General features: G+C 67.4%; 23 protein-coding genes. 16 read left to right on the top strand and 7 right to left on the bottom strand.

The genetic code is table 11. From position 1 onward, the window contains the following. The first annotated feature begins 48 nt into the window (after positions 1–48). From bioF to DMX10_RS02120, 10 genes are all read left to right on the top strand, one after another. Positions 49–1,230 (top strand): 8-amino-7-oxononanoate synthase, encoded by a 1,182-nt coding sequence (gene bioF / locus DMX10_RS02165; protein ID WP_111259561.1) that lies wholly within the window; start codon positions 49–51, stop codon positions 1,228–1,230. Beyond that, positions 1,223–1,948, top strand: coding sequence for an alpha/beta fold hydrolase (locus DMX10_RS02160; protein ID WP_111259560.1), 726 nt, complete (start codon positions 1,223–1,225; stop codon positions 1,946–1,948). The genes bioF and DMX10_RS02160 overlap by 8 nt, the downstream gene beginning before the upstream one ends. Next, entirely contained in the window at positions 1,941–2,771 is an 831-nt protein-coding gene (gene bioC, locus DMX10_RS02155) for a malonyl-ACP O-methyltransferase BioC (protein ID WP_111259559.1), read from the top strand. Before DMX10_RS02160 ends, bioC begins: the two co-directional genes overlap by 8 nt. Next, positions 2,772–3,455 (top strand): dethiobiotin synthase, encoded by a 684-nt coding sequence (gene bioD / locus DMX10_RS02150; RefSeq protein WP_111259558.1) that lies wholly within the window; start codon positions 2,772–2,774, stop codon positions 3,453–3,455. Between the two features lie 90 nt (positions 3,456–3,545). Further along, positions 3,546–3,815 (top strand): pyrroloquinoline quinone biosynthesis protein PqqE, encoded by a 270-nt coding sequence (locus DMX10_RS02145; protein WP_111259557.1) that lies wholly within the window; start codon positions 3,546–3,548, stop codon positions 3,813–3,815. Positions 3,816–3,872: 57 nt separating this feature from the next. Continuing rightward, a complete protein-coding gene (locus DMX10_RS02140; RefSeq protein WP_111259556.1) occupies positions 3,873–4,574 on the top strand; it encodes a putative metalloprotease CJM1_0395 family protein in 702 nt (233 codons plus the stop codon). Between the two features lie 166 nt (positions 4,575–4,740). Then, positions 4,741–6,546, top strand: a complete 1,806-nt coding sequence (locus tag DMX10_RS02135; protein ID WP_111259555.1) for a phenylacyl-CoA dehydrogenase — start codon at positions 4,741–4,743, stop codon at positions 6,544–6,546. Positions 6,547–6,735: 189 nt separating this feature from the next. Continuing rightward, the gene (locus tag DMX10_RS02130; protein ID WP_111259554.1) at positions 6,736–8,028 is read left to right on the top strand and encodes a diguanylate cyclase; all 1,293 of its coding nucleotides are present in this window, start codon (positions 6,736–6,738) and stop codon (positions 8,026–8,028) included. Positions 8,029–8,145: 117 nt separating this feature from the next. Then, entirely contained in the window at positions 8,146–9,942 is a 1,797-nt protein-coding gene (locus DMX10_RS02125; protein WP_111259553.1) for an acyl-CoA dehydrogenase C-terminal domain-containing protein, read from the top strand. Between the two features lie 194 nt (positions 9,943–10,136). Further along, the gene (locus DMX10_RS02120; RefSeq protein WP_111259552.1) at positions 10,137–11,915 is read left to right on the top strand and encodes an acyl-CoA dehydrogenase C-terminal domain-containing protein; all 1,779 of its coding nucleotides are present in this window, start codon (positions 10,137–10,139) and stop codon (positions 11,913–11,915) included. A gap of 262 nt (positions 11,916–12,177) precedes the next feature. On the opposite strand, the gene DMX10_RS02115 is transcribed toward DMX10_RS02120, so the two are convergent. Continuing rightward, entirely contained in the window at positions 12,178–12,831 is a 654-nt protein-coding gene (locus tag DMX10_RS02115; RefSeq protein WP_111259658.1) for an endonuclease I family protein, read from the bottom strand. A 406-nt stretch (positions 12,832–13,237) separates the two neighbouring features. After that, complete coding sequence (locus tag DMX10_RS02110; protein WP_111259551.1) at positions 13,238–14,128, bottom strand: LysR family transcriptional regulator; 891 nt, start codon at positions 14,126–14,128, stop codon at positions 13,238–13,240. 102 nt (positions 14,129–14,230) lie between these two features. Between DMX10_RS02110 and DMX10_RS02105 the strand changes: the two genes are divergently transcribed. Genes DMX10_RS02105 through DMX10_RS02090 form a run of 4 tightly spaced genes read left to right on the top strand, consistent with a single transcriptional unit; the run spans position 14,231 to position 17,060 of the window. Beyond that, entirely contained in the window at positions 14,231–14,929 is a 699-nt protein-coding gene (locus DMX10_RS02105; RefSeq protein WP_111259550.1) for an MOSC domain-containing protein, read from the top strand. After that, positions 14,926–15,165 (top strand): hypothetical protein, encoded by a 240-nt coding sequence (locus DMX10_RS02100; protein WP_111259549.1) that lies wholly within the window; start codon positions 14,926–14,928, stop codon positions 15,163–15,165. The genes DMX10_RS02105 and DMX10_RS02100 overlap by 4 nt, the downstream gene beginning before the upstream one ends. After that, a complete protein-coding gene (locus DMX10_RS02095) occupies positions 15,158–16,354 on the top strand; it encodes an aspartate aminotransferase family protein (RefSeq protein ID WP_111259548.1) in 1,197 nt (398 codons plus the stop codon). The genes DMX10_RS02100 and DMX10_RS02095 overlap by 8 nt, the downstream gene beginning before the upstream one ends. A 1-nt stretch (position 16,355) precedes the next feature. Further along, entirely contained in the window at positions 16,356–17,060 is a 705-nt protein-coding gene (locus tag DMX10_RS02090) for a type 1 glutamine amidotransferase (RefSeq protein WP_111259547.1), read from the top strand. A 341-nt stretch (positions 17,061–17,401) separates the two neighbouring features. Here the strand turns inward: DMX10_RS02090 and DMX10_RS02085 are convergent, their stop codons facing one another. Together DMX10_RS02085 and DMX10_RS02080 are read right to left on the bottom strand one after the other, a co-directional pair. Next, complete coding sequence (locus DMX10_RS02085) at positions 17,402–18,190, bottom strand: carbon-nitrogen hydrolase family protein (RefSeq protein WP_111259546.1); 789 nt, start codon at positions 18,188–18,190, stop codon at positions 17,402–17,404. Between the two features lie 14 nt (positions 18,191–18,204). After that, positions 18,205–19,887, bottom strand: coding sequence for an NAD(P)/FAD-dependent oxidoreductase (locus DMX10_RS02080; protein ID WP_111259545.1), 1,683 nt, complete (start codon positions 19,885–19,887; stop codon positions 18,205–18,207). Positions 19,888–20,176: 289 nt separating this feature from the next. Here DMX10_RS02080 and DMX10_RS02075 point away from each other — a divergent pair, with 289 nt between their 5' ends. Next, positions 20,177–21,169 carry a fimbrial protein gene (locus tag DMX10_RS02075; protein ID WP_111259544.1) on the top strand — a complete coding sequence of 331 codons (993 nt, stop codon included), beginning with the start codon at positions 20,177–20,179 and terminating at the stop codon, positions 21,167–21,169. Between the two features lie 4 nt (positions 21,170–21,173). Here the strand turns inward: DMX10_RS02075 and DMX10_RS02070 are convergent, their stop codons facing one another. Then, the gene (locus tag DMX10_RS02070) at positions 21,174–21,644 is read right to left on the bottom strand and encodes an Lrp/AsnC family transcriptional regulator (RefSeq protein WP_021222730.1); all 471 of its coding nucleotides are present in this window, start codon (positions 21,642–21,644) and stop codon (positions 21,174–21,176) included. A 195-nt stretch (positions 21,645–21,839) separates the two neighbouring features. On the opposite strand from DMX10_RS02070, the gene DMX10_RS33515 reads away from it, so the two are divergent. Beyond that, entirely contained in the window at positions 21,840–22,793 is a 954-nt protein-coding gene (locus tag DMX10_RS33515) for a fimbrial protein (RefSeq protein ID WP_111259543.1), read from the top strand. A 5-nt stretch (positions 22,794–22,798) separates the two neighbouring features. On the opposite strand, the gene DMX10_RS02060 is transcribed toward DMX10_RS33515, so the two are convergent. Then, positions 22,799–23,833: an AraC family transcriptional regulator gene (locus DMX10_RS02060; protein WP_111259542.1), complete on the bottom strand. Its 1,035-nt coding sequence runs from the start codon at positions 23,831–23,833 to the stop codon at positions 22,799–22,801. Between the two features lie 8 nt (positions 23,834–23,841). After that, positions 23,842–24,759 (bottom strand): GGDEF domain-containing protein, encoded by a 918-nt coding sequence (locus DMX10_RS02055; protein ID WP_069564454.1) that lies wholly within the window; start codon positions 24,757–24,759, stop codon positions 23,842–23,844. Between the last annotated feature and the right edge of the window lie 338 nt (positions 24,760–25,097).

Here is a 25,097-nt window from a genome sequence, read left to right as displayed (position 1 = left end):
GCGGGTGGCTCGGGCTTCCAGCTTCTAGCTTCCCGCTTCGAGCTTTCTATGCCCTTCGATCTCGCTTCCCGCCTCGCCGAGCGCCGCGCCGCCGACCTCTACCGCCAGCGTCCCCTGCTGGAAAGCCCCCAGAGGCCGGATGTGGTGGTGGACGGCCGGGCGATGCTGGCCTTCTGTTCGAACGACTACCTGGGCCTGGCCAACCACCCCGAGGTGATCGGCGCGCTGCGTGCCGGTGCCGAGCGCTGGGGCGCTGGTGGTGGGGCCTCGCACCTGGTCATCGGTCACAGCGGGCCGCACCACGAGCTGGAACTGGCCCTGGCCGAGTTCACCGGGCGCCCGCGTGCGCTGCTGTTCTCCACCGGCTACATGGCCAACCTGGGGGCCGTCACCGCACTGGTGGGCAAGGGCGGCAGCGTGCTGGAGGACCGCCTCAACCACGCCTCCCTGCTCGATGCCGGCCTGCTGTCGGGCGCGCGCTTCTCGCGCTACCTGCACAACGATGTGGCCAGCCTCGCCGCGCGGCTGGAGAAGGCCGAAGGCGACACGCTGGTGGTCACCGATGGCGTGTTCAGCATGGATGGCGACCTCGCCGACCTGCCCGCGCTCTGTGCCAAGGCGCGGGAGCAGGGCGCCTGGGTGATGGTCGACGACGCCCATGGCTTCGGCCCGTTGGGGGCCACCGGTGGCGGCATCGTCGAGCACTTCGGCCTCGGCCTGGAGGATGTGCCCGTGCTGGTCGGCACCCTGGGCAAGGCCTTCGGCACCGCCGGCGCTTTCGTTGCGGGCAGTGAAGAGATGATCGAGACGCTGATCCAGTTCGCCCGCCCCTACATCTACACCACCAGCCAGCCGCCCGCGGTGGCCTGCGCCACGCTCAAGAGCCTGGAACTCCTGCAGAAGGAAAGCTGGCGCCGCGAGCACCTGAACGGGCTGATCCAGCGCTTCCGCGAGGGGGCCGCCGGGATCGGCCTGAGCCTGATGGACAGCCCGACGCCTATCCAGCCGATCATGGTCGGCGACAGCGCCCGGGCCCTGCGCCTCGCCGCCCTGCTGCGCGAACGCGGCATCCTCGTCGGCGCCATCCGCCCGCCGACGGTGCCGGCCGGCAGCGCGCGCCTGCGGGTGACCTTCAGCGCGTCCCACAGCGAGGCCCAGCTGGAACTGTTGCTCCAGGCGTTGTCCGAAAGCTGGAACATTCTGGCTAAGGAAGGAAGAACCGATGCGTGACCGACTCATCCTGCTGCCCGGCTGGGCGCTCGGCCCGGCTGCCCTGGAGCCCCTTCGCGATGCGCTGTACGAGCGTGCGCCGCACCTGAACATCGAGATCGAGCCACTGCCCGACCTGGCGCAGCCGGAGGCCTGGCTCGACGAGCTCGATGCGCGCCTGCCAATCGATTGCTGGCTGGCGGGATGGTCCCTCGGCGGGATGCTGGCGGCGCAACTGGCCGCCCGGCGCGATGAGTCCTGCCGTGGGCTGATCGGGCTTGCCAGCAACCTGTGTTTCCGTGCCCGCGAGGATTGGCCGAGCGCCATGCCCGGCGATGTCTTCGCCGCCTTCCACGAGGCCTTCGGCCTCGACCCCGAACTGACCCTGAAGCGCTTTCGCCTGCTGGTGAGCCAGGGCGCCAAGGACCCGCGCACCCTGGCGCGGCAACTGCAGGTCACCCAGCCGTCCACCCCGGTGGAGGTGCTCGAGGCCGGCCTGCAACTGCTGGCCGGGCTGGACACCCGTAGCGCCCTGCGTGCCTACAGCGGCCCGCAGTTGCACCTGTTCGCCGGGCGCGATGCGCTGGTGCCGGCCGCCGCCTGCCAGGCGTTGCTGGACTGGCTGCCGGATGTCGAGGCGGCGGTGATCCGCGAGGCCAGCCACGGGCTGCCGGTGGAGTGCCCGGATGCGGTCGCCGAGGCCATGCTGGCGTTCATGTTCGAAGGTGAAGATGTCTGAATCCGTCGTCGTCCCGTCGCCCGGCCTTTCGGTGGAGGCATCGCCCCTGCCGGACAAGCGCCAGGTCGCGGCCTCCTTTTCCCGCGCGGCGGCCAGCTACGACAGCGTCGCCGAGTTGCAACGGGCCGTCGGCGGTGCCTTGCTCGACAGCCTGCCCGAGGGCTTCGTCCCCGGACGCTGGCTCGACCTGGGCTGCGGCACCGGGCATTTTTCGCGGGTGCTGGCGGAGCGCTTTCCCACGGCCGAAGGCCTGGCGCTGGATATCGCCGAAGGCATGCTGCAACACGCCCGCCCACTGGGTGGGGCCCGCCACTTCGCCGCCGGCGATGCCGAGCGCCTGCCGCTCGTGGACGGTTGCCTGGATCTGGTGTTCAGCAGCCTGGCGGTGCAGTGGTGCGGTGACTTCGCGGCGGTGCTGAGCGAGGCGCGGCGGGTGTTGCGGCCGAACGGCCTGCTGGTCTTCAGCAGCCTGTGCGTCGGCACTCTGCAGGAGTTGCGCGACAGCTGGCAGGAGGTGGATGGCTTCGTCCACGTCAACCGCTTCCGTGAGTTCAGCCGCTATCAGGCGCTGTGCGCGGGCAGTGGCCTGCGTCCGCTGTTGCTGGAGCGCCGTCCTCGCGTACTGCATTTCCCCGACTTGCGCAGCCTGACCCATGAGCTCAAGGCACTGGGCGCGCACAACCTGAATCCCGGGCGCCCCGGTGGCCTGACCGGCAGGGCGCGCATGCTCGCCCTGATCGATGCCTACGAGCGTCGGCGCGATGCCGGCGGCCTGCCCGTCACCTACCAGGTCGTCCACGGCCTCTTGCGCAAGGAGCCCTGAATGAGCGCGGCCTTCTTCATCGCCGGCACCGACACCGAGATCGGCAAGACCACGGTGGCCGCGGGCTTGCTGCACGCCGCCCGCCTGGCCGGGCTGTCCACGGCGGCGAGCAAGCCGGTGGCGTCCGGCTGTGTTCCGACCCCCGCCGGCCTGCGCAACGAGGACGCCCTGGCACTGCTGGGCGAGTGCACGCTGCCGCTGGCCTACGACGAGGTCAACCCGCTGGCCTTCGCCCCCGCCATCGCGCCGCACCTGGCGGCGCGCGAGGTCGGTGTCGAGCTGGACCTGGCCGCGCTGGAAGGCCCGGTGCGGCGGATCATCGGCAAGGGGGCGGACTTCACCCTGGTCGAGGGCGCCGGTGGTTGGCGGGTGCCGCTGGCCGGCCGCGCGAGCCTTTCGGACCTGCCGATCGCACTGGGCCTGCCGGTGATCCTGGTGGTGGGTGTGCGGCTCGGCTGCATCAACCACGCATTGCTCAGTGCCGAGGCGATCCTGCGTGATGGCCTGCCGCTGGCCGGCTGGGTGGCCAACCTGGTGGACCCGGCGACCTCGCGCCTGGAAGAGAACCTCGCCACCCTGGCGGAGCGGCTTCCGGCCCCGTGCCTGGGCCGTATCCCCCGCCTGGCGGCCCCCACGCCCGCAGCCGTCGCGGCCTGCCTGGACCTGGCCCCTCTGGCGCTATAAGCAGAACGGCGTCCATAGCCTTTTGTTTGTACGTTTTTTAGACGTTTTCTGCTTCAATTACGTCGTTGATCTCTTGTTTCGAGGTTGGTGATGGAAATCTCCGGTAGTGCCTTCAGCGCAGGATTGAGTGCTCTGCAATCGGGCCAGCGTCGTATCGACCAGGCCGGTGCGGATATCGCGGGCTCGTCCGTGCAGCGCAACCAGCAGGCCCCCAGCGCCCGAGTCCAGGAATTCAACGATGTCGACCAGGCGAGCAACCTGGTGGACCTCAACGTCGGCAAGTTCCAGGCGGAAGCCGGAGCCCAGGTGATCAAGACCGCTGACGATGTACTCGGAACCCTGATCGACACCCGTGCCTGACTGACGGCTTCCCGACTGCGATAGCGGCGGTGGCCTGGCGCGGGCAGGGAGGGCCCCATGCGGATCGGCAGTGCTGCATATCTCCCTTCGTCGGCGAGGACGCTCCTGCCCACGCGCGGCGCGGTTGACAGCGTTGCATCCGAATCCTCTTCCCCCCTTCGTGATCCCGCCTCTTCCGGCGAACTGGCTTCCTCATCCGAAACGCGTGCTGCCGATGCGCGCGGCGCAGGTGCATCCGCCACGCGCCAGACCCGTCAGCAGGAGCAACAGGACCTGCAGGAAATCGCCGAGCTGGCCGCGCGGGACCGAGAAGTCCGCGCCCATGAGCAGGCCCATGCCTCGGTAGGTGCCGCCTACGCGGGCTCACCCAGCTACACCTTCAAGCGCGGGCCGGACGGCCAATCCTATGCCGTGGGCGGCGAAGTGGGGATCGACGTCAGTGCCGTTGCCGGTGATCCCGAGGCCACCTTGCGCAAGATGGAGGTGGTGCAACGCGCGGCGCTGGCGCCGGCCGATCCCTCCGCACAGGACCGCCGTGTCGCCGCCGAGGCTGCCGCTAAGGCCGCTCAGGCGCTGGTCGAGCTCGGCCAGCTGCGCCGCGAGGAAGCCGCCGAGGAAACCGCTCGCAAGGCCGAGGCGCGCGCCGAGACGGACGACGCCTCCGAAGCGTCCCCACCGGGCGCCACTCAGGAGCTTGGGCTCTACCTCCAGGTCGCTCGCTCCGACGCCCCCGGGCCCCTGCTGGATATCCGCGCCTGAGCCGCGACAGGCGGATGCTTGACAAGGGAATGGCGTAAACGTATGTTTCAAACACCTGTTTGATTGTCGGGCGGCCAGCGTGCAACCGACAGCGACTACCGTGATGTTGTAAGCGACCGATGTGCCGGTCACCTTAACTAGGAACCCACCGTAGAGGTTTACTGCTATGCCTGATTACAAGGCCCCCTTGCGTGATATCCGCTTCGTTCGTGACGAACTGCTCGGCTACGAAGCGCACTATCAGAGCCTGCCTGGCTGCCAGGACGCCACCCCGGACATGGTCGACGCCATTCTCGAGGAAGGTGCAAAGTTCTGTGAGCAGGTGATCGCTCCGCTGAACCGCGTGGGTGACACCGAGGGCTGCACCTGGAGCGAGTCCGGCGTGAAAACCCCGACCGGCTTCAAGGAAGCCTACAAGCAGTTCGTAGAAGGCGGCTGGCCGAGCCTGGCCCATGACGTCGACCACGGCGGTCAGGGCCTGCCCGAGTCGCTCGGCCTGGCCATCAGCGAAATGGTCGGCGAGGCCAACTGGTCCTGGGGCATGTACCCCGGCCTGTCCCACGGCGCGATGAACACCCTGTCCGCCCATGGCACCGACGACCAGAAACACACCTACCTGACCAAGCTGGTCTCCGGCGAGTGGACCGGCACCATGTGCCTGACCGAGCCGCACTGCGGTACCGACCTGGGCATGCTGCGCACCAAGGCCGAGCCCCAGGCCGATGGTTCCTACAAAGTCACCGGCACCAAGATCTTCATCTCCGCCGGTGAGCACGACATGGCCGACAACATCGTCCATATCGTCCTGGCCCGCCTGCCCGATGCACCGGCCGGCACCAAAGGCATCTCCCTGTTCATCGTGCCGAAGTTCCTGCCGAACGCCGAAGGCGGCGTGGGCGAGCGCAATGCCGTGGCCTGTGGCTCCATCGAACACAAGATGGGCATCCACGGCAACGCCACCTGCGTGATGAACTTCGACGGCGCCACCGGCTTCCTGATCGGCCCGGCGAACAAAGGCCTGAACTGCATGTTCACCTTCATGAACACCGCTCGCCTGGGTACCGCGCTGCAAGGCCTGGCCCATGCCGAGATCGGCTTCCAGGGTGGCCTGAAATACGCTCGCGAGCGCCTGCAGATGCGTGCCCTGACCGGCCCGAAAGCGCCCGAGAAGCCCGCTGACCCGATCATCGTCCACCCGGACGTGCGTCGCATGCTGCTGACCATGAAGGCCTTCGCCGAAGGCAACCGTGCGATGGTGTACTTCACCGCCAAGCAGGTCGACATCGTCAAGTACAGCCAGAACGAGGAAGAGAAGAAAGCCGCCGACGCGCTGCTGGCCTTCCTGACCCCGATCGCCAAGGCGTTCATGACCGAAGTCGGCTTCGAGTCGGCCAACCATGGCGTGCAGATCTACGGCGGCCACGGCTTCATCGCCGAGTGGGGCATGGAGCAGAACGTTCGCGACAGCCGCATCTCCATGCTGTACGAAGGCACCACCGGCATCCAGGCGCTGGACCTGCTGGGTCGCAAGATCCTCATGACCCAGGGCGAAGCGCTGAAGGGCTTCACCAAGATCGTCCACAAGTTCTGCCAGGCGAACGAAGGCAACGAAGCCGTCAAGGAATTCGTCGAGCCCCTGGCCAAGCTGAACAAGGAGTGGGGCGACGTCACCATGAAGGTCGGCATGGCCGCGATGAAAGATCGCGAAGAAGTCGGTGCCGCCTCCGTGGACTACCTGATGTACTCCGGTTACGCCTGCCTGGCCTACTTCTGGGCCGACATGGCCCGCCTGGCTGCCGAGAAACTGGCTGCCGGCGAAGGCGATGCCGCCTTCTACAAGGCCAAGCTGCAGACCGCGCGCTTCTACTTCAAGCGCATCCTGCCGCGTACCCGTACCCACGTCGAAACCATGCTGTCCGGCGCCAACAACCTGATGGACCTGGCCGAAGAAGACTTCGCCCTCGGTTACTAAGGTTCAGCGCTGTACGAAGGAGCCCGCCGCAAGGCGGGCTTTTTCTTTGGCGCGAATAGACCGGGAAAGGCTCGCGAAAGCGCGACGATAGCGGCGTTTCGTCGCCTGGACGGGTGCGTGGCCCTGGCAGAAATGCAATCATATGGCCAGCTCCCCATCCCCTTTCGACACCTGTCTGGATCAGCATCAGTGCGGTCTCTCTCGTCATTTCGCGTCAGCCATTTCGTCCCGCCCCTGGCCCTGATCCTGGCCGGCGGCGTGATGGGCTCGCTGCCGGGCATGACCGAGTTCTTCGTCTCGCTGTTCAACGTACTGCCCACGCTCCTGCTGCTGCTCGGTGGTTCCTTCTGCGCCGCCTATGGCCGCCTGCGCCAGCTGTTCCTGCTGCTGATCCTCTACCTCGCCTACTACCTGCTCGACACCCAGGTCGACTACTACCAGGCCGAGCGTGTGGTCCGCGAAGACGCGGCGCTGGTGTTCCACCTCAGCAGCCTGCTGCTGCCGCTGCTGTTCGGCCTGTTCGGTTGCTGGCAGGAGCGCACCCACCTGCTCCAGGACTTCGTCGCCCGGGGGGCGGTGATCCTCGCCGTGGTGGGCGTTGCCGTCACCCTCGGCCGCAGCTACCCCGAGTCCCTGCTGCCGGTGCTCACTGCCGTGCATTGGCCGCTGCTGCATGGCACCTGGATGAGCCTGATCCAGCTTTCCTACTTCGCCTTCGTCGGCGCGCTGATCGCCCTCGCCGTCACCTATGCCCGCCAGCCCCGCCCGCAGCACGCCGCGCAGCTGCTGGCCCTGCTCGGCATCTGGTGGATGCTGCCCAAGGTCTTCGTCCTGCCCCACGCGCTGCACGCCATGAGCAGCCTGGCGATGCTCGCGCTGACCGCCTCGGTGGCCCACGAGGCCTACCAGATGGCCTTCCGCGACGAACTCACCGGGCTGCCCGGCCGCCGAGCCCTGAACGAACGCCTGCAACGCCTCGGGCGCAACTACGTGCTGGCGATGACCGACGTCGACCACTTCAAGAAATTCAACGACACCTACGGCCACGATGTCGGCGACCAGGTGCTGCGCATGGTCGCCGCGCGCCTGAAGAAGGTCACCGGCGGCGGCAAGGCGTACCGCTATGGTGGCGAGGAATTCACCATCGTCTTCGCCGGCAAGACCATGGAGGAATGCCAGCCGCACCTGGAGGCCGTGCGCGAGTCGATCGAAAACTACGCCATGCAACTGCGCGACAAGGACAGTCGCCCCAAGAGCGACGAGCAGGGCCGCAGCAAGCGCAGCGGCGCCGCCGGGCAGAGCGTCTCGGTCACCATCAGCATCGGCGTCGCCGAGCGCGATGCCGAGCAGCGCACCCCCGAGGAGGTCATCAAGGTGGCCGACCAGGCGCTCTACAGCGCCAAGAGCGCGGGGCGCAACCGCGTGTTCCTGCATGGGCAGAACCGCCGTGGCGCGGTGCGGGTGCGCAAGGCCGGCGCCTAGCGCAGCAGGTTATGGCGCTGCATTCAGCGCCGGCAGCTTCGTTGTCCGGGGCCCGGGCGCGCAGTAGGGTCGGCTGATTGGCGCCGACCCTGGCGCTCGCCCAAGGAGAACCCTGCCATGCCCGAGTACAAGGCCCCCCTGCGCGACATGCGCTTCTTGATCGACGAAGTCTTCGATTTCCCGGCGACCTACGCCGCCATCGGTGCCAGCGACGCCACCCCGGACATGGTCTCGGCGATCCTCGAAGAGGGTGCCAAGTTCTGCGAGCAGGTGCTCTCGCCCATCAACCGCTCCGGCGACGAGGAAGAGTGCCAGTGGAACGACGGCGTGGTGACCACGCCCAAGGGCTTCAAGGAAGCCTTCGCCCAGTACGTGGAAGGGGGCTGGAACGGCCTGGCCGCCGACCCGGCCTACGGCGGCCAGGGCCTGCCTCATTCCCTCGGTCTGATCATCAGCGAGATGGTCGCCTCCAGTAACCAGTCCTGGGCCATGTACCCCGGCCTCACCCACGGCGCCATGTCGGCCATCCACGCCCACGGCACCGAGGAACAGAAGCAGACCTACCTGACCCGCATGACCGAAGGCCGCTGGACCGGCACCATGTGCCTCACCGAGCCCCACTGCGGCACCGACCTGGGCATCATCAAGACCCGCGCCGTGCCCCAGGCCGACGGCAGCTACGCGGTCAGCGGCACCAAGATCTTCATCTCCGCCGGCGAGCACGACATGAGCGAGAACATCGTCCACCTCGTCCTCGCCAAGCTGCCCGACGCGCCCGCCGGCACCAAGGGCATCTCCCTGTTCATCGTGCCCAAGTTCATGCCCGCCGCCGATGGCGGCGTCGGTGCGCGCAACGCCGTCTCCTGCGGGTCCATCGAGCACAAGATGGGCATCAAGGCCTCCGCCACCTGCGTGATGAACTTCGACGCCGCCACCGGCTACCTGATCGGCGAGGCCAACAAGGGCCTCAACTGCATGTTCACCATGATGAACCACGCCCGCCTGGGCACCGGCATGCAGGGCCTCTGCCTCGGCGAGGCCAGCTACCAGGGCGCCGTGCGCTACGCCAACGACCGCCTGCAGATGCGCGCGCTCACCGGGCCGAAAGCCCCGGAGAAGGCCGCCGACCCGATCATCGTGCACCCCGACGTGCGCCGCATGCTGCTGACCATGAAGGCCTTCAACGAAGGCAACCGCGCGCTCTCCTACTTCACCGCCCAACTGCTCGACATCGCCCACGGCAGCCAGGATGCCGAGCAACGCCAGGAAGCCGACGACCTGCTGGCCTTCCTCACCCCCATCTGCAAGGCCTTCATGACCGAGACCGGGCTGGAGGCCACCAACCTCGGCATGCAGGTGTTCGGCGGCCACGGCTACATCCGCGAGTGGGGCATGGAGCAACTGGTGCGCGACTGCCGCATCGCCCCCATCTACGAAGGCACCAACGGCATCCAGGCCCTCGACCTGCTCGGTCGCAAGGTGCTCGGCAGCCAGGGCAAGCTGCTGCGCGGCTTCACCAAGCGCGTGCACAGGTTCTGCCAGGCCCAGGCCGAGCACCCGCAGTTCAAGGGGCAGGTCGCCGAACTGGCGCGCCTCAACCAGCAGTGGGGCGAGCTGACCCAGAAGGTCGGCATGGCCGCCATGAAGAACCCGGACGAAGTGGGGGCCGCCTCCGTCGACTACCTCATGTACTCCGGCTACATCGTGCTCGCCTGGTTCTGGCTGCAGATGGCCGTGGTCGCCCAGGCCAAGCTCGATGCCGGCACCAGCGAGGCCGCGTACTACCAGACCAAGCTGGCCACCTTCGATTTCTACTTCAAGCGCCTGCTGCCGCGCACCACCGCCCATCAGGCGGGGGTCGAGGCCGGCAGCGACTGCCTGATGGCCCTGCCGGCCGAACAGTTCGCGCTCTGAGCGTCTACTCTCGGTGTATCCAGGGGCCCGCCACGTGCGGGCCCTTTTCATCGGGCTTGCCGTTTGTGACTGTTCGATAACATATGGTCACGCAACGACCCTATGTGTCTCAAAAGTTGTTCGGGTACACTGCCGGCCTGTTCCGTGAAACCGGCCTTCCCGGCCACCTGTAGAGTTCCTGCGAGGTTTTGCACATGGCTGACTACAAAGCGCCCCTGCGCGATATGCGCTTCGTCCTCAATGAAGTTTTCGAGGTCGCCAAGCTCTGGGCTGAACTGCCCGCCCTGGCCGAGACCGTCGATGCGGAAACCGCCTCCGCGATCCTCGAAGAGGCCGGCAAGGTCACCGGCGGCGTCATCGCCCCGCTGAACCGTTCCGGCGACGAGGAAGGCTGCCAGTGGAACGACGGCGTGGTCAGCACCCCGGCCGGCTTCCCCGAGGCCTACAAGACCTACGCCGAAGGCGGCTGGGTCGGCGTCGGTGGCGATCCGGTCTTCGGCGGCATGGGCATGCCCAAGGCGATCTCCGCCCAGGTCGAGGAAATGGTCAACTCGGCCAACCTCTCCTTCGGCCTCTACCCCATGCTCACCGCCGGTGCCTGCCTGTCGATCAACGCGCACGCCAGCGAAGAGCTCAAGGAAAAGTACCTGCCGAACATGTACGCGGGCGTCTGGGCCGGTTCCATGTGCCTGACCGAACCCCACGCTGGCACCGACCTGGGCATCATCCGCACCAAGGCCGAACCCCAGGCCGACGGCAGCTACAAGCTCACCGGCACCAAGATCTTCATCACCGGTGGCGAGCACGACCTCACCGAGAACATCATCCACCTGGTCCTGGCCAAGCTGCCCGACGCGCCTGCCGGCCCGAAAGGCATCTCGCTGTTCCTGGTGCCCAAGTTCATGGTCAACGCCGACGGCTCCCTGGGTGAGAAGAACGCCCTGTCCTGCGGCTCCATCGAACACAAGATGGGCATCAAGGCCTCCGCCACCTGCGTCATGAACTTCGATGGCGCCACCGGCTGGATCGTCGACGCCCCCAACAAGGGCCTGGCCGCCATGTTCACCATGATGAACTACGAGCGCCTGGGCGTCGGCATCCAGGGCCTGGCCTCCGGCGAGCGTTCCTACCAGAGCGCCGTCGAATACGCCCGCGACCGCATCCAGAGCCGCGCCCCGACCGGCGCGGTCGCCAAGGACAAGGCCGCCGACCCGATCATCGTGCACCCCGACGTGCGTCGCATGCTGCTGACCATGAAGGCCGCCAACGAAGGTGGCCGTGCCTTCTCCACCTACGTCGCCATGCAGCTGGACACCGCCAAGTACAGCGAAGACCCCGTCGTGCGCAAACGCGCCGAGGAAATGGTCGCCCTGCTGACCCCCGTCGCCAAGGCCTTCCTCACCGACCTCGGCCTGGAAACCACCGTCCACGGGCAGCAGATCTTCGGCGGCCACGGCTTCATCCGCGAATGGGGCCAGGAGCAACTGGTGCGTGACGTGCGCATCACCCAGATCTACGAAGGCACCAACGGCATCCAGGCCCTGGACCTCGTCGGCCGCAAGGTCGTCGGCAGCGGTGGCGCGTTCTACAAGCACTTCTCCGACGAGATCAAGGCCTTCACCGGCAGCGCCTCCGCCGACCTGGCCGAGTTCGTCCAGCCGCTGAACGCCGCCATCGCCAACCTCGACGACCTGACCGCCTGGCTGCTGGAACGCGCCAAGTCCAACCCCAACGAGATCGGCGCCGCCTCGGTCGAGTACCTGCACGCCTTCGGCTACACCGCCTACGCCTACATGTGGGCACTGATGGCCAAGGCTGCACTGGGCAAGGAAGGCCAGGACGAGTTCTACGCCAGCAAGCTCGGCACCGCGCGCTTCTACTTCGCCCGTCTGCTGCCGCGCATCCACTCCCTGACCGCCTCGGTGAAAGCCGGTAGCGAGTCGCTGTACCTGCTGGACGCCGCCCAGTTCTAAGCGGCCCCCGCAAACGAAAAAGCCCCGCCGATGCGGGGCTTTTTCATTTGAGCGTGGGAAACCGCGTCTTCAGGACGTGGTCATGAGTCATCGGCTCTGTGCCTGTGACGGTTCGCGCCGAGGGCTGACAGGATGAGCTCGTGCCGTAGGGTGTGCCGTGCGCACCGCCGCTCGGTGCTTCCGGCGAGTCCCAGGTGCGCGCAGCACACCCTACGTTCGGAGTGAGCGACGGCTGCAGGCTCCGAAGCCTGGTTGCGCCCCTTCAATCCGCAATCAGCCTGTCCACCAGGCCCGGGTCGTCGATGAAGCGGTTACGGGTGCCCTGCAATGCGGCGATCTGCTCGTTGCGTGCGCGTTCCTCGGCGTCCACCGGGTCCAGGCGGTGCCACTCCTTGAACATCTGCACCTGGCCGACGATGGGCAGGCCGTATTCGATATGCATGTAGAAGATGGCCCGGGCCACGTTGCCCTTGGCGGCATCGCGGGGCTCCACCAGCTGGAAGCTGGTCTTGAGATCGCACTCGGCGCCGAACTTGCTCGGCACATCGCCCACCATGCCGAACAGCGCATTGCGCCGCGCCAGCTCGACCCGCGCCAGCTCCGGGTAGAGGTTGTGCAGGTCGGCGAGCATGAAGGGGTATTGCGCGTTGGCGCTCTTGCACTGGCTGTCGGTGACGCAGCGCAGCGCGCTCTTGATCTGCTTGATGGAATAGACCGGGCTGGCTGCCAGCAGGCCGCTTTCACCGGTGAAGGCCTTGCCGCAATACAGCGTGGTGCCGGCGCCCGCATAGAGCTGTGGCCAGAAGACCTGGCTCACGGCCGCCTTGGGGTCGGGGAGCCTGTCCTGGCCACCGGCAAGGGCGGTGGTGGCGATGAAAGGGGTGAGGCAGCAAAGGGCAATCGCAACTACGCGCATGGTCATGACCCCAGTCGACCGCACCGAAAAGGCCGGCCATATCATTCTTGTAGGACAACCGAGTCTATCAAGCGACTATTCTGAAGACAAAGCCTACCGATCGCTTGCTTGGTTGCTGCATGGCCTCTGGAACGGGGCATTCCGCCGAGGTGATGGCCTTTTGTGATCAGGTCGTCAAACCTCTATTTTGTAAGATATTGCTTACATTTTCTGAAGGCGTTCTCTGCTTCCGCCTACATGTCTGCAGGACTAATCTTCACTCCATAGGGACGTAGCGCAGGAAGCGCACTGAAAAACAGGGACTACGCCGGATTTCCGCCAGGATGGTGGGTAGATCAGGGATGTCAGGGATACAAGTCTGCAAAAACCTCGCTTCGGCGGGGTTTTTCTTTTTCCGGGCCCGGCATCACGCGGCGGGGGGCACCAGGTTCTCCAGCAGTGCCTGCAGCAGCTCCAGCGTCGCCTGCTGGCGCTGGGCATCGCGGAATACCAGCCCCACCTTCAACGGCACGCGGGGCTCGCTCAGGGGCTTCCACAGCAGCGCCTGGTTGGCATGCAACTGCCGCGCGCGGCCGGGCAGCACCGTGGCCAGGCGCGTATGCGGCAGGCTGTCGAGGATGCCGGCCATGTGGTTCAGCTCCGCCTGCACCTGAGGGCGGCGGCCAATCAGCGCCAACTGCTCCTGCCAGATCTGCCGCACGCGGAACTCCTCCCCCAGCAGCAGCATCGGCAACTCCGCGGCCTGGGCCAGCGAGACCTTGCGGAACTCCTTCAGCGGGTGCTCCTCGGGAATCACCAGCTGCAGCTCGTCCTCGTACAGCAACTGGCTGTGCAGCCCCGGCTGGCGCGGCGGCAGGAAACCGATGCCGATATCCAGATTGCCGGTCAGTAGCCGCCGCTCGATGTCCAGGCCCGACAGCTCGTAGATCTGCACCACCAGGTGCGGCTGGGCTTCGCGCAGGCGCTCCAGCAGCAGCGGCACCAGGCTCGCGTTGACCGTCTGCAGCACCCCGATGGCCAGGCTGCGGGGCGATTGGCCACGGAAGTTGCGCAACGCCTCGCGTGCCCGCTCCATGCCGTCGAGCAGCGGCAGCGCATGGTTGTAGAGCGTGTGCGCGGCGAGGGTCGGCAGCAGGCGCTTGCCGGTGCGCTGGAACAGGCTCACGTCCAGCCCCTGCTCCAGCTGGCGGATCTGCTGGGAGAGCGCCGGCTGGGAAATGCTCAGGCGCTCGGCGGCGCGGCCGACATGGCCTTCCTCGTAGAGCGCGACGAAATAGCGGAGCTGGCGGAAATCCATAAGAGTTACTTATCGAAGAAACTGAAAAATCGAAATGTCATGCGCAGCGGCAAGGCCCTAGTCTAGCGGCCATAGAACCTGGTTCAAGCGCTGGAGCACGACATGCAGGGCCTGGAAGTAAAGGGTGTATTCATAGGCAAAGCCGAAGATATCGGCGGTGGACTCAGCAGCGCCATCGACAAGCGCCCGGTGGAACACCGGCTCTGGCTCTGGCCCCAGGGCCTGGGCAGCGACGAGCAGGGCGACCCGCGCTTCCACGGCGGCCCCGAGCGCGCCCTGCACCACTACCCGGCCGAGCACTACCGCTACTGGCGCAAGCACTACCGCCATCTCGCCTGGAAGGCACCGTCCTTCGGCGAGAACCTCTCCACCTACGGCCTCATCGAAGAGCAGGTGTGCATCGGCGACAGCTTCCGCTGGGGCGAAGCCATCATCCAGGTCAGCCAGCCGCGTTCCCCCTGCTACCGCCTGAGCCGTCGCTGGGGCATCGAGGAACTGCCGCGCCTGGTGCAGGACACCGGTCGCTGCGGCTGGTTCTACCGCGTGTTGCGACCCGGCTTCGTCAGCACCGAAGATCGCCTCTCGCTGCTCGACCGCCCGCATCCGGAACTCAGCGTCGCCCGTGCCGTGCGTGCCTACTTCCACGAGCCCCTGGAGCGCGAGGGCCTGCACCTGCTGCAGGCCTGCGAAGCCCTGAGCGGCCGCTGGCGCGATGGTGCCGCGCGGCGCCTGGCCAGCGGCCAGGTCGAAGACTGGAATGCACGCCTGCACGGCCTGCCGCTGGAGGGCATGCGCGCATGAGCGACTACCAGATCAACCTGGAACGTCACGGCGTGCTGCTCGCCACCCTGGAGGTGAGCCAGGCGCGCTACGTGGAAACCACCGCCCTGTTGCGCGAGCGTTTTCCCCTCGCCGACGGCTTCGGCCTGCGCATCCGCCGTCGCCGCGAGCTGCGCCGCATCCTCGAACAGGGCCCGGAAGGCCTGCGCCTGCTGGGTATCGAATACCGCCATGAAGAGGTCCCCGACCATGCGTGACCCCCTCGCCGGCCTGCGCCTGATGCGCACCGTCGAACGCCCGCCCCAGGTCTTCGTGCGGGGCCAGGGCTCCTGGCTGTGGGACGCCGACGGCCGCGCCTACCTGGACTTCACCCAGGGCTGGGCGGTCAACAGCCTCGGCCACAGCCCCGGCGTGGTGGTGGAGGCGCTCAAGCGCCAGGCTGAGGCCCTGATCAACCCGGGTCCCGCCTTCTACAACCGCGGCATGCTCAAGCTCGCCTCGCGCCTGTGCCAGGCCAGCGGCAGCGACCAGGTCTACTTCCTCAACAGTGGCGCCGAAGCCAACGAGGGCGCGATCAAGCTCGCGCGCAAATGGGGCCAGCTGCACCGGGGCGGCGCCTACGGCATCGTCACCACCGGCAACAGCTTCCACGGCCGCACCCTCGCCACCCTGTCCGCCTCCGGCAAGCCGGCCTTCCAGGCCCTGTTCGAGCCCAAGGTGCCCGGCTTCACCAAGGTGCCGTTCAACGACCTCGACGCCCTGCGCGCTGCCGTCGACGACAGTGTCGTAGCGGTGATGCTGGAGCCGGTGCAGGGCGAGGCCGGGGTCATCCCCGCCACCCTCGAATACCTGCAGGGCGCCGAACGCCTGTGCCGCGAGCGCGGCGTGCTGCTGATCCTCGACGAGGTGCAGACCGGCATCGGCCGCTGCGGCGCCCTGCTGGCCGAAGACCTCTACGGCGTACGCGCCGACATCATCACCCTCGGCAAGGGCCTGGGCGGCGGCGTGCCCCTGGCTGCACTGCTCGCCCGGGGCAACGCCTGCTGCTTCGAGCCGGGCGAGCAGGGCGGCACCTACCACGGCAACGCGCTGATGACCGCCGCCGGCCTCGCCGTGCTCAACACCGTGCTGGAGCCGGGCTTCCTCGAACAGGTGCGCGATGTCGCCCAGCACCTGCGCGAAGGCCTCGCCCGCGTCGCCCGCCGCCATGGCCACGGTCCCTTGCGCGGGCATGGCCTGCTGATTGGCATGCCGCTGATCGAGCAGCGCGCCGACGCCGTGGTCCGTGCCGCACTCGACGAAGGCCTGCTGATCAACGGCCTGGCCAGCGACTGCCTGCGCTTCTCCCCGGCGCTCACCGTCAGCCACGCCAACGTCGACGAGATGCTCAAGCGCCTCAACCGCGCCTTCGCCCTGGCCAAGGGCAAACACAAGGAGCCCGCCTGATATGCGCGTCGCCATCCTCCAGCACGTCCCCTTCGAAGGCATCGGCCGTATCGCCCAATGGCTCGACCTGCGCTCGGCCCAGGTGCGCCTGCACTACCTCTATGCCGGCTGCCCGTTGCCGGAGCTGGAGGCCTTCGAGCTGCTGATCGTCATGGGCGGGCCGATGAGCGTCCACGACGAGGCCGTGCTGCCCTGGCTCGCTGGCGAGAAGGCGCTGATCCGCGCGGCCCTGGCCGCTGAAAAACGCGTGCTGGGCATCTGCCTGGGCGCCCAGCTGCTGGCCGAAGCCCTCGGCGCGCAGGTGCGCGCCGGGCAGGTCGAGATCGGCTGGTGGCCCATGGAGAAACACGCCCTCGCCGAGCACTCGCCGCTGGGCCGCATGCTGCCGCAGCGCCTCATGGCCATGCACTGGCACGGCGAGACCTTCGACCTGCCGGCGGGTGCCATCCCGCTCTATGGTTCGGCTGCCTGCGCCAACCAGGGCTTCGTCTGGAAGGAGCGCGCCATCGGCCTGCAATGCCACCTGGAAAGCACGCCCGAAAGCATCCACGAACTGCTCGAAGCCTGCCCCGACGACCTGGCGCTGAATGGCTCGGTGGAAAGCGCCGCCGCCATCCGCGACGGCTTCCCCCACTGCAGCGCCCTGGCGCCGACGCTGTTCCGCCTGCTCGACTACCTCACCGGCCCCCACGCCGTGCTGACCTGACCCTGTCCCCTCGAGTCCGTTTTCTCAACCGCCCGGTGGCCCTGCCCTTTGCCCCGGGCGGTCTTTCATTCCAGGCACCGGTCAACAAGGCGCGCTGTTTCAGTGGGCCCCCGCGTTCGCGAGGGTGACGAGGTGGCGGGGAGCCGTCGGCGCGCCGTCAACTCCGAGCTGGCGTGGATCGCTGAAGGGCATAGCGAGCGGAGCGCGCTCCTGCGGGTGCGATCCTGCATCCCGAGCACCAGGCCGCGCGGATTCGACCGTGGCTTCCACGTCCCCCCTCCCGTCATCCCCGCGAACGCGGGGAACCACTGAACCCGCTTCGCCAGCCAGATAAGGGGCGGTCAGGGCCGATAGAGTTCCGGCCGGCGGTCGTGCAGGTAGGTGATCGCGGCGCGCGAGGTCTGCAGGGCTTCGTGGGCGAGGTCGGCCAGCAGCAGGGTCTCGTCGCGGCCGGCGCGGGCGGTCTGTTCGCCGTCCGGGCCGTTGAGGCTGGAGAGGCCGCAATAGCGGATGGCCCCCTCGGCGCCGCAGTAGTTGGCGTAGGCGAGGTAGCACTGGCTCTCGTAGGCGCGGGTGCGCACCAGCACGTCGCAGACGAAATCGTACGGCACCATGTTGGCGGTGGGCACCAGCACCAGCTCGGCGCCGGCCATGGCCAGGCGCCGCACGTTCTCGGGGAATTCCACGTCGTAGCAGATCAGCACGCCGAGCTTCCAGCCTTCCAGCTCGATGATCGGGCAGGGCGCCTCGCCCGGGCTGAACAGGCCCCGGTCCAGCTCGCCGAACAGGTGGGTCTTGCGGTAGTTGCCCCGGCGCTCGCCCCGCGCGTCGATCAGTTGCGCCGAGTTGAACAGGGCGCCGTCAGCGCCCCGTTCCGGGTAGCCGTAAAGAATGGCGATGCCTTGCTCGCGGGCGATGGCGGCGATGCGCTGCGCCCAGGGGCCATCGCTGGGCTGGGCCAGGGTCTGCGCCGCCGCGCGGCCGATGTTGTAGCCGCTCAGGTACATCTCCGGGCCCACCAGCAGGCGTGCGCCGCGCCGCGCTGCCTCGGCCGCCTGGCGGTGCAGGCGCGCGAGGTTGGCCTCCGGGTCCAGCGGCAGGGGCGGGCACTGGTAGAGGGCGATGCGCATGGCGTCTCTCCTGGTCATTCCGGCAGGGCGATGGGGCCGAGTTCGGCGAACACATCGCCCGGGCCGGGGTTGTCGGCGTGGGTGGCACCGCCGTAGTGCCTCATGATCCCCCACACCGCGTTGAGCGAGGTCTGCACCGCGCCCTCCACCCAGGCCGGGGTCCAGGACACGTCGTCACCGGCGATGAACATGCCCTTGTGCTCGGCGGGCATGTCGTCCTGCATGAAGTGCGCGTACATGCGCTGGTTGTAGCGGTAGTGGCCCGGCAGCGCGCCCTTGAAGGCGCCGAGGAAGTGCGGGTCCGCCTCCCAGGAGACGGTGATCGGGTCGCCGATGATGTGGCTGGCGATGTCCACGTCCGGGTAGATCTTCTTCAGCGCGTCCAGCGCCAGCTTCACCCGCTTCTCGATGGGCTGCGGGAGCATCTTCAGCGCGTCGCTCATCCAGGAGTAGGAGAGGCAGATCACCCCCGGCTTGTCGTCGCCGTTGTCGAACAGGTAGGTGCCGCGGGTCAGGCGGTCGGTGAGCGTCATGCTCATGGTGTCGCGGCCGGTGACCGGGTCCTTGTCCTTCCAGAAGGGCCGGTCGACCATCACGAAGGTCTTCGACGACTGCATGTAGCGGGTGCGGTCCAGGGCCATCCACATCTTTTGCGAGAACAGCGATTCCTCGCATTCGATCTGGGTGGTCAGCAGCCAGCTCTGGCAGGTGGTCAGCACGGCCGCGTAGTGGCGGGTGTCGCCCCAGGCGTCGGTCACCGCCAGCTGGCCGTCGGCGGCGCGGGCGATGCGCTTCACCCCCGGGCGCGGCGCGCCGTTGTGCAGGGACGAAAGGCTGGTGCCGGTCGGCCAATGGGCCATGCGCTCCGGCACGTGGCGCCAGATGCCCAGCGGCACCTGCTGCACGCCGCCCACCACCAGGTGCTGGTGGTCGTCGCAGTTGGTCATCACCACGCGGAAGATCTCCAGCATGGAGTTGGGGAAGTCCGAGTCCCAGCCGCCGGTGCCGAAGCCCACCTGGCCGAACACCTCGCGGTGGTGGAACGACAGCTTGGCGAAGGCCTTGGAGGTGGCGACGAAGTCGTAGAAGGTGCGGTCGTCCCAGAGTGGCACCAGGCTGTTCCACAGTGCTTTCAGGCGCTTGGTGTCGCGGTCGCGGATGGCCTGCTGGATCTCGCTGAACTGCGCGCCGTCCTCCAGGGCATCGGCCCAGGCATCGGCCACCTCGCGGAACAGCGCCGGCAGGTCGGCCATCTTCTCGGCGTAGTAGGTCTTGCCCTCGAGGTCGATCACCGTGCTGCCGGAGGCCGGCGTCAGCGGGTTGGGGAAGGGGCGGGTCTCAAGGCCCAGCTTGTCGACGTAGTGGTAGAAGGCCGTGGACGACACCGGGAAGCGCATGCCGCCCAGCTCCGCGATGATCCCCTCGGTGCCCTCGAAGCTCTGCGAGCGCAGGCGCCCACCCATCTTCGAGGCCTCGTACACCACGGGCTTGAGGCCCAGCTTCATCAGCTCGTAGGCGGCCACCAGCCCGGCGATGCCGGCGCCGACGATGGCCACTTCCTCGCCCTGGCGCTCGACGGGGATGCTGCCCAGGCCGGCGGGGTGCTCGATCCAGTCATCGAAGGCGAAGGGAAAGTCGGGGCCGAAGATGGTGATCGGCTTCTTGCCGTCGGCGGGGTGGCGATTGGTGGTGTGCATGGCGACCTGAAGAATGAGAGGGCTGTCTGGGCAGCGTTGGCGTCATTCTAGGGAGGCTGTTTTTCGTCCATAAGACGTTTTGTGTCGTCAATAAGCCTGTTTTTATAGCGAAATGACGATCATTTGGATCGTTATGACGAAGTTCCATCCCGCCCAGCCAGGCAGCGACGGAAAATTCATCCATGCATAGAGACAAGTCTTCCAACAGGGCAAGACGCGCGCGGGCCGGGTGCCGGTATGGATCGGCGATCATCCGGGCCTTCGAATCCGAAACACCGGGAGATGCCTCATGCACGCTGGGCTCGTTCGTTCATTCATCCTTTCCTTCTCGATACTGGTGATCAGCCAGCAGCCTGCGTGGGGGATCACGGCCTACTGCAAGATGGCTGCCGGGGCGCCCCCGACCATGGCCCCCCTGCCACCGGAACTGGTGGTGCCGCGCGACGCGCCGGAGGGCCTCGTGCTGTTCGATACCCAGCGCTGGATCCAGGGCGGCAAGGCGGAAGTCGACTGCGGCGGGTTCCTGCAGCACGGCGACCTCTGGCTGCGCCGGGGCTTTCTCAGCGGGGCGAGCGTTCCCGGGCATGCGAACGTCTACCCGAGCGGGGTGCCGGGTGTCGGCATCCGCGTGGCCTGGTCGCGGGATGCCAACACGCTGCCGGCGCAGATGAGCGGCGGCGAGTTCATGAACTCGCCGCGCAAGACGGACGCGCTGGCCTGGGGCCGCTACACCCCCGCGAGCAACTGGTGGATCCAGTTGATCAAGACCGGGCCGATCTCCAGCGGCACCTACAGCATCCCGAGCGTGGAGGTGCACTACCACGACGAGCGCACCAACGCCCTGGTCTTCCCCGCCATCGCCATCGCCTTCCAGACGCGCAGTTGCCGCCTGGTCGAAGGCAGTGTCCTCACCCGCACGTTGCACAAGACCTGGCTCAAGGATTTTTCCGGAATCGGCAGCACTGCCTGGCCGCTCGATGTCAGCATCGACCTGGAATGCGACCCCGACCTCGACATCGCCTACCGTCTCGACGGGCTGACCCATGATGCGTCGACCCTGAAGAACACCTTCGGCATCACCATGGCACGCGGCGTCGGGGTGCAACTGACCGACCTGCAGAACATCCCGCTGTCGATCGGCAGCGAATACCCGCTCGGGCGCAGCGTGATGGGCGAGAAGAGGGTGCGAATCCCGCTGATGGCCCGCTACCGCCAGGTCGCGGAGCAGGTGACTCCCGGCCATGTGGTCGCCACGGCCACGCTGACCCTGTTCTACCGCTGATCGTTCAGGCCGGGCCCGGCAATGGCTGGCCCCGGTCGATCTTGCAGCTGAGGATGATTGAGGTGGTGGTGCGTTCCACGCCCTCGACATTGCCGATCTCGTCCAGCAGCAGGTCCAGCCGCTCCGGTGACTCGGCCCGCAGCCAGGCCACGTAGTCGAACTCCCCGCTCACGGTGCACAGCAACTGCACCTCGGCCATGCCGGTCAGCCGCCGCAGCACGTCCTTGCCGCTGCGCGGCCGCACGGTGATGCCCACGTAGGCCTGCAGGCCGCCTTCGGATACCCGCTGGCCCAGGCGCACGCCGTAGCCGCTGATGACACCGGATCGCTCCAGGCGCGCCAGGCGCGAGTTCACCGTGGTGCGCGCGATGCCCAGGCGGCGGGCGAGGGTGGCGACGCTTTCCCGGGCGTTGATCTGCAGGGCGGCGATCAGCTGGCGGTCGGTTTCGTCGAGGGGGAAGTGGCTTTCGGGCATGTCGGGCTCGTGCGAGAGGAAGCTGGAGCAAGGCTACCGGATGGCGCCCCCGAAGACGAAGTCGATCATCATTTCGTCGCGCTCAGGAATGGCCTACAGCGCCTGGAGGGCCCTGCTGGCTTGGCGCCTTTCTCTCCATCGATAGCATGCCCCGCTCAGTCAACACACGATGGGTGGCGGATCTTGTCGCGATATATGCTTTGGGTTCTTGCGGTTTTACTTCTGGCCTCCTGGAGTCATGCCCGTGCATGCGCTTTGGATACGGGGCGTAAAACGGTGCAAGCGTTCCCGGCATCCATCAGCGCACCCCGCGATATCCCCGTCGGCGGAGTCATTTTCGATACCCATGGCTGGATTGGTACGGGTGACGCCTATGTGAGGTGCATGGAGCTCGGCTCTCACCACATCAGTACGGGCTTCGTCAGTTCGCCCGCAGCGGTTTCGGGTCTCAGCGGGGTTTATGCCACCAGCCTGGAAGGCATTGGGGTGCGGGTCGGTTGGGCACAGAACTCGAACAACCTGCCCGCCAGCATCGGGGGCGGGGAAATCATGCACGGCAGCCGACCTCGCAGGGAGATCCCGCGCAACCACTACGCGCCTGCCCAGCGCTTCTGGGTCCAACTGGTCAAGACCAACGACAACCCCAGTTCAGGGGCGTTGTATGTCAATTCTGTGAGGATCTATTACGACAACGAACTGACCAACGAGCTGACCTTCTCACCCACCCAGCTGGTTTTCACCAAGAAGGGCTGCAGCCTGCGCACCCCTGACACCACGGTGACGTTGCCGACCACCAACCTGCATCACTTCACTGGGGTCGGCAGCACGACCCGGGAGAAGGCCTTCAGCCTGAATCTCGATTGCGACCCGGATATCCGCGTCTCCTACCGTGTGGACGGGCTGCATGAAGCCGGCTCGGTGCTCAAGAACGTGATAGGCCGGGACATGGCCAGGGGCATCGGCGTGCAATTGCTCAAGGGCAATGGCGGGGCGCCCCTGGCGCTGGGCGTCAGGAACGAGCACCTGAACACCGGCACCGCTGGCGGCCCCAGCGCGATTCCGCTGGTCGCGCGCTACTACCAGCTCGAGCCCACGGTCAGCCCGGGGCAGGTGCTGACCACCGCCATCCTCACCCTGTTCTACGAGTAGCGCGGTCAGGCCCCGAACAGCTGGCGCAGCGCGCTGGGGGAGAGCCCCGTCCAGCGCCTGAGCGAGCGGCGGAAGTTGGTGCTGTCGTGGAAGTGCAGGTACGCCGCCACCTCGTCGTTGCCGTAGCCCTTGATGCGGTAGAGGTAGAGCGCCACGTGCTTGCGCACCAGGTCGCGCTGCTCCTGGTAGTGCGTGCCGTGCTTGGCCAGCTTGCGCTTGAAAGTGGCCGGGCTCATGGCGAAGGCCTGGGCCGCATCCTCCAGCACCGGCGCCTCGCGCACCCGCTCCAGCAGCCAGCCGTAGAGCCGGTCCAGCAGGCTGGCGCGATGGCCCAGCGCCGCCAGGTGGCGCGCGCATTCCTGGCGTGCCACCTGGCCGGCGGTCTGCGACGCCTCCGGCAGCGCCCGGGTCAGCCAGGCGCGCGGCACCTGCAGGGCGTCCACGTGCTGATCGAAGCGCACCTCCTCCCCCAGGTGCACCCAGTACTGCTCGATGCAGCGCGGCTGGGCATGGGCGAAGTGGTAGCGCCACGGCAGCCGCTCCCCGCCCAGGCGCCGGCACAGCGCCGCCACCGCCGTCATGCTCGCCTCCAGCAGGAAGCGCCGGTGTTCCCCCGCCCCGCAGGCGTCCACCCAGTAGAGCCAGGCGTCCTGCTCGTCCAGCACCAGCCGGGGCGCCAGCAACGGGGTCAGCAGCGCGCGCTGGCGGATCAGCTGCCCCAGCGCATCCTGCAGGTGCTCGGCATGCAGCAGGGTGTGGCTGGCGGCGCCGTAGTGGCCGGGCAAAAGCCGCTGGCCGAAGAGAAAGGCCGTGTCATCGGCGGCCAGCAGGCGCCGGGCATTGCCGATCAGCCCGAGGAACTGCTGCGGGCTGACCAGCTGCCCGCCGGCGACGATGTCCTCGTAGAACAGCCCGGTGCCCCGCAGCAGGCGGTGGCTGTCGATCCCCCGCGAGAGCGCCAGGTCGATCAGCACCGCCGGCTGGCCGTGGGCCGGGATGAAGCGGCTGTCGCACTCGTACCAGTCACCCCTGATGGTCATCGCGCACCTCAGGCACTGTGGGCCAGGCGCGGCGAGCGGGCCTTCGCCAGGGCCAGGTTGAGCCGTTGCAGCAGCGCCTCGGGGCTCTCGTCCAGGGCCATCGCCACCGCCGTGCTGGCGCGCAGTTGCAGGCGCTCGCCGTGCTGGCGGGTGCGGTGGGCGAAGTGTGCCACCGCCTCGCCCAGCTCCGTGGCCAGCTGGTGCGCCTGGCGCTCGCCGGTGTTCGGCAGCAGCACCACGAAGCGGTCGCCGGCCAGGCGGCAGAGCAGGTCCTGGCGGCGCAGGTTGAGCAGCAGCAACTGGGTCAGGGCCAGCAGCAGGTGGTCGCCCTCGGCATGGCCGAAACGGTCGTTGACCTGGCTGAAGTCATCGATGTCGAGGATCACCAGCGACAGCGGCTGGCCGTTCGCGGCGGCCTCGCCCAGGCCCAGCTCCAGCTGGCGGCGCAGGTAGTCGGCGTCGCCCAGCGGGGTGAGCGTGTCGAACTGGCGATGCTCGCGGAACAGCCGCTCGCGCTTCTCCATCTGCGCGCTGATGGCCAGCTGCTCGCGGTGCCAGTGATAGATGCCCAGGGTCAGCAGCACCAGGCCGATGGGCATCGGCACCGACTCCAGCCAGTGGTCCCAGTGCACCGTGTCGGGTATGCGGATGAACTCGTCGAGGCTGTCGATCCACCAGGAGAAGAACACCCCTGCCAACCCCAGCACCAGCAGGTTGGTGACCCGCCCGGCGGGCCGGCTTTTCAGCACCAGGCCGATCCACACCAGCGCCAGCAGCGCCGAGCCGCCCTCGCCGAGGATGTCCAGCCAGACCCACTCCGACGCCGCCTTCAGGTCGCCCACCGCCAGGTGCAGCAGCAACCCGGCATTGGCAGCCAGGAACAGCGCGGTGAGCTTGAGGCGGTGCAGCTTCAGCAGGGAGGTCATGGGCAGGTCCGGCGGGTTAGACCGGGCCAGCAGAGCAGATGATTGTGACGGCGAGGTTGCAGCGCCGGAGCGGGGTGGGAGGGTCGAATCGGCTCAGGGCACATGGGCAGATTTTCAGGTGCCCGGGTCGCATTCCGTAGGGGCGAATTCATTGGCTCTGTCTGCGTTAGCTGTTGTGACTTTAATGCAAGCGCTCAAGCACGACCCTTTCCGGGCGCCCAAGGGTTCGTGCCACCGCCACCCCATGGGTTTCGCTTCGCTCTACACCATCCTACGAAAGCCTGTGCGCACCACGTGGCAATGCGTTGGACAAAGAAAGTTGGAGCAGCCGCCAACGC

The organism is Pseudomonas sp. 57B-090624 (genome assembly GCF_003234055.1).
Lineage (GTDB): Bacteria > Pseudomonadota > Gammaproteobacteria > Pseudomonadales > Pseudomonadaceae > Metapseudomonas > Metapseudomonas tohonis.
The sequence above is the reverse complement of the archived record's forward strand: the minus strand, read 5'-3'. Positions and strand labels throughout refer to the sequence as shown.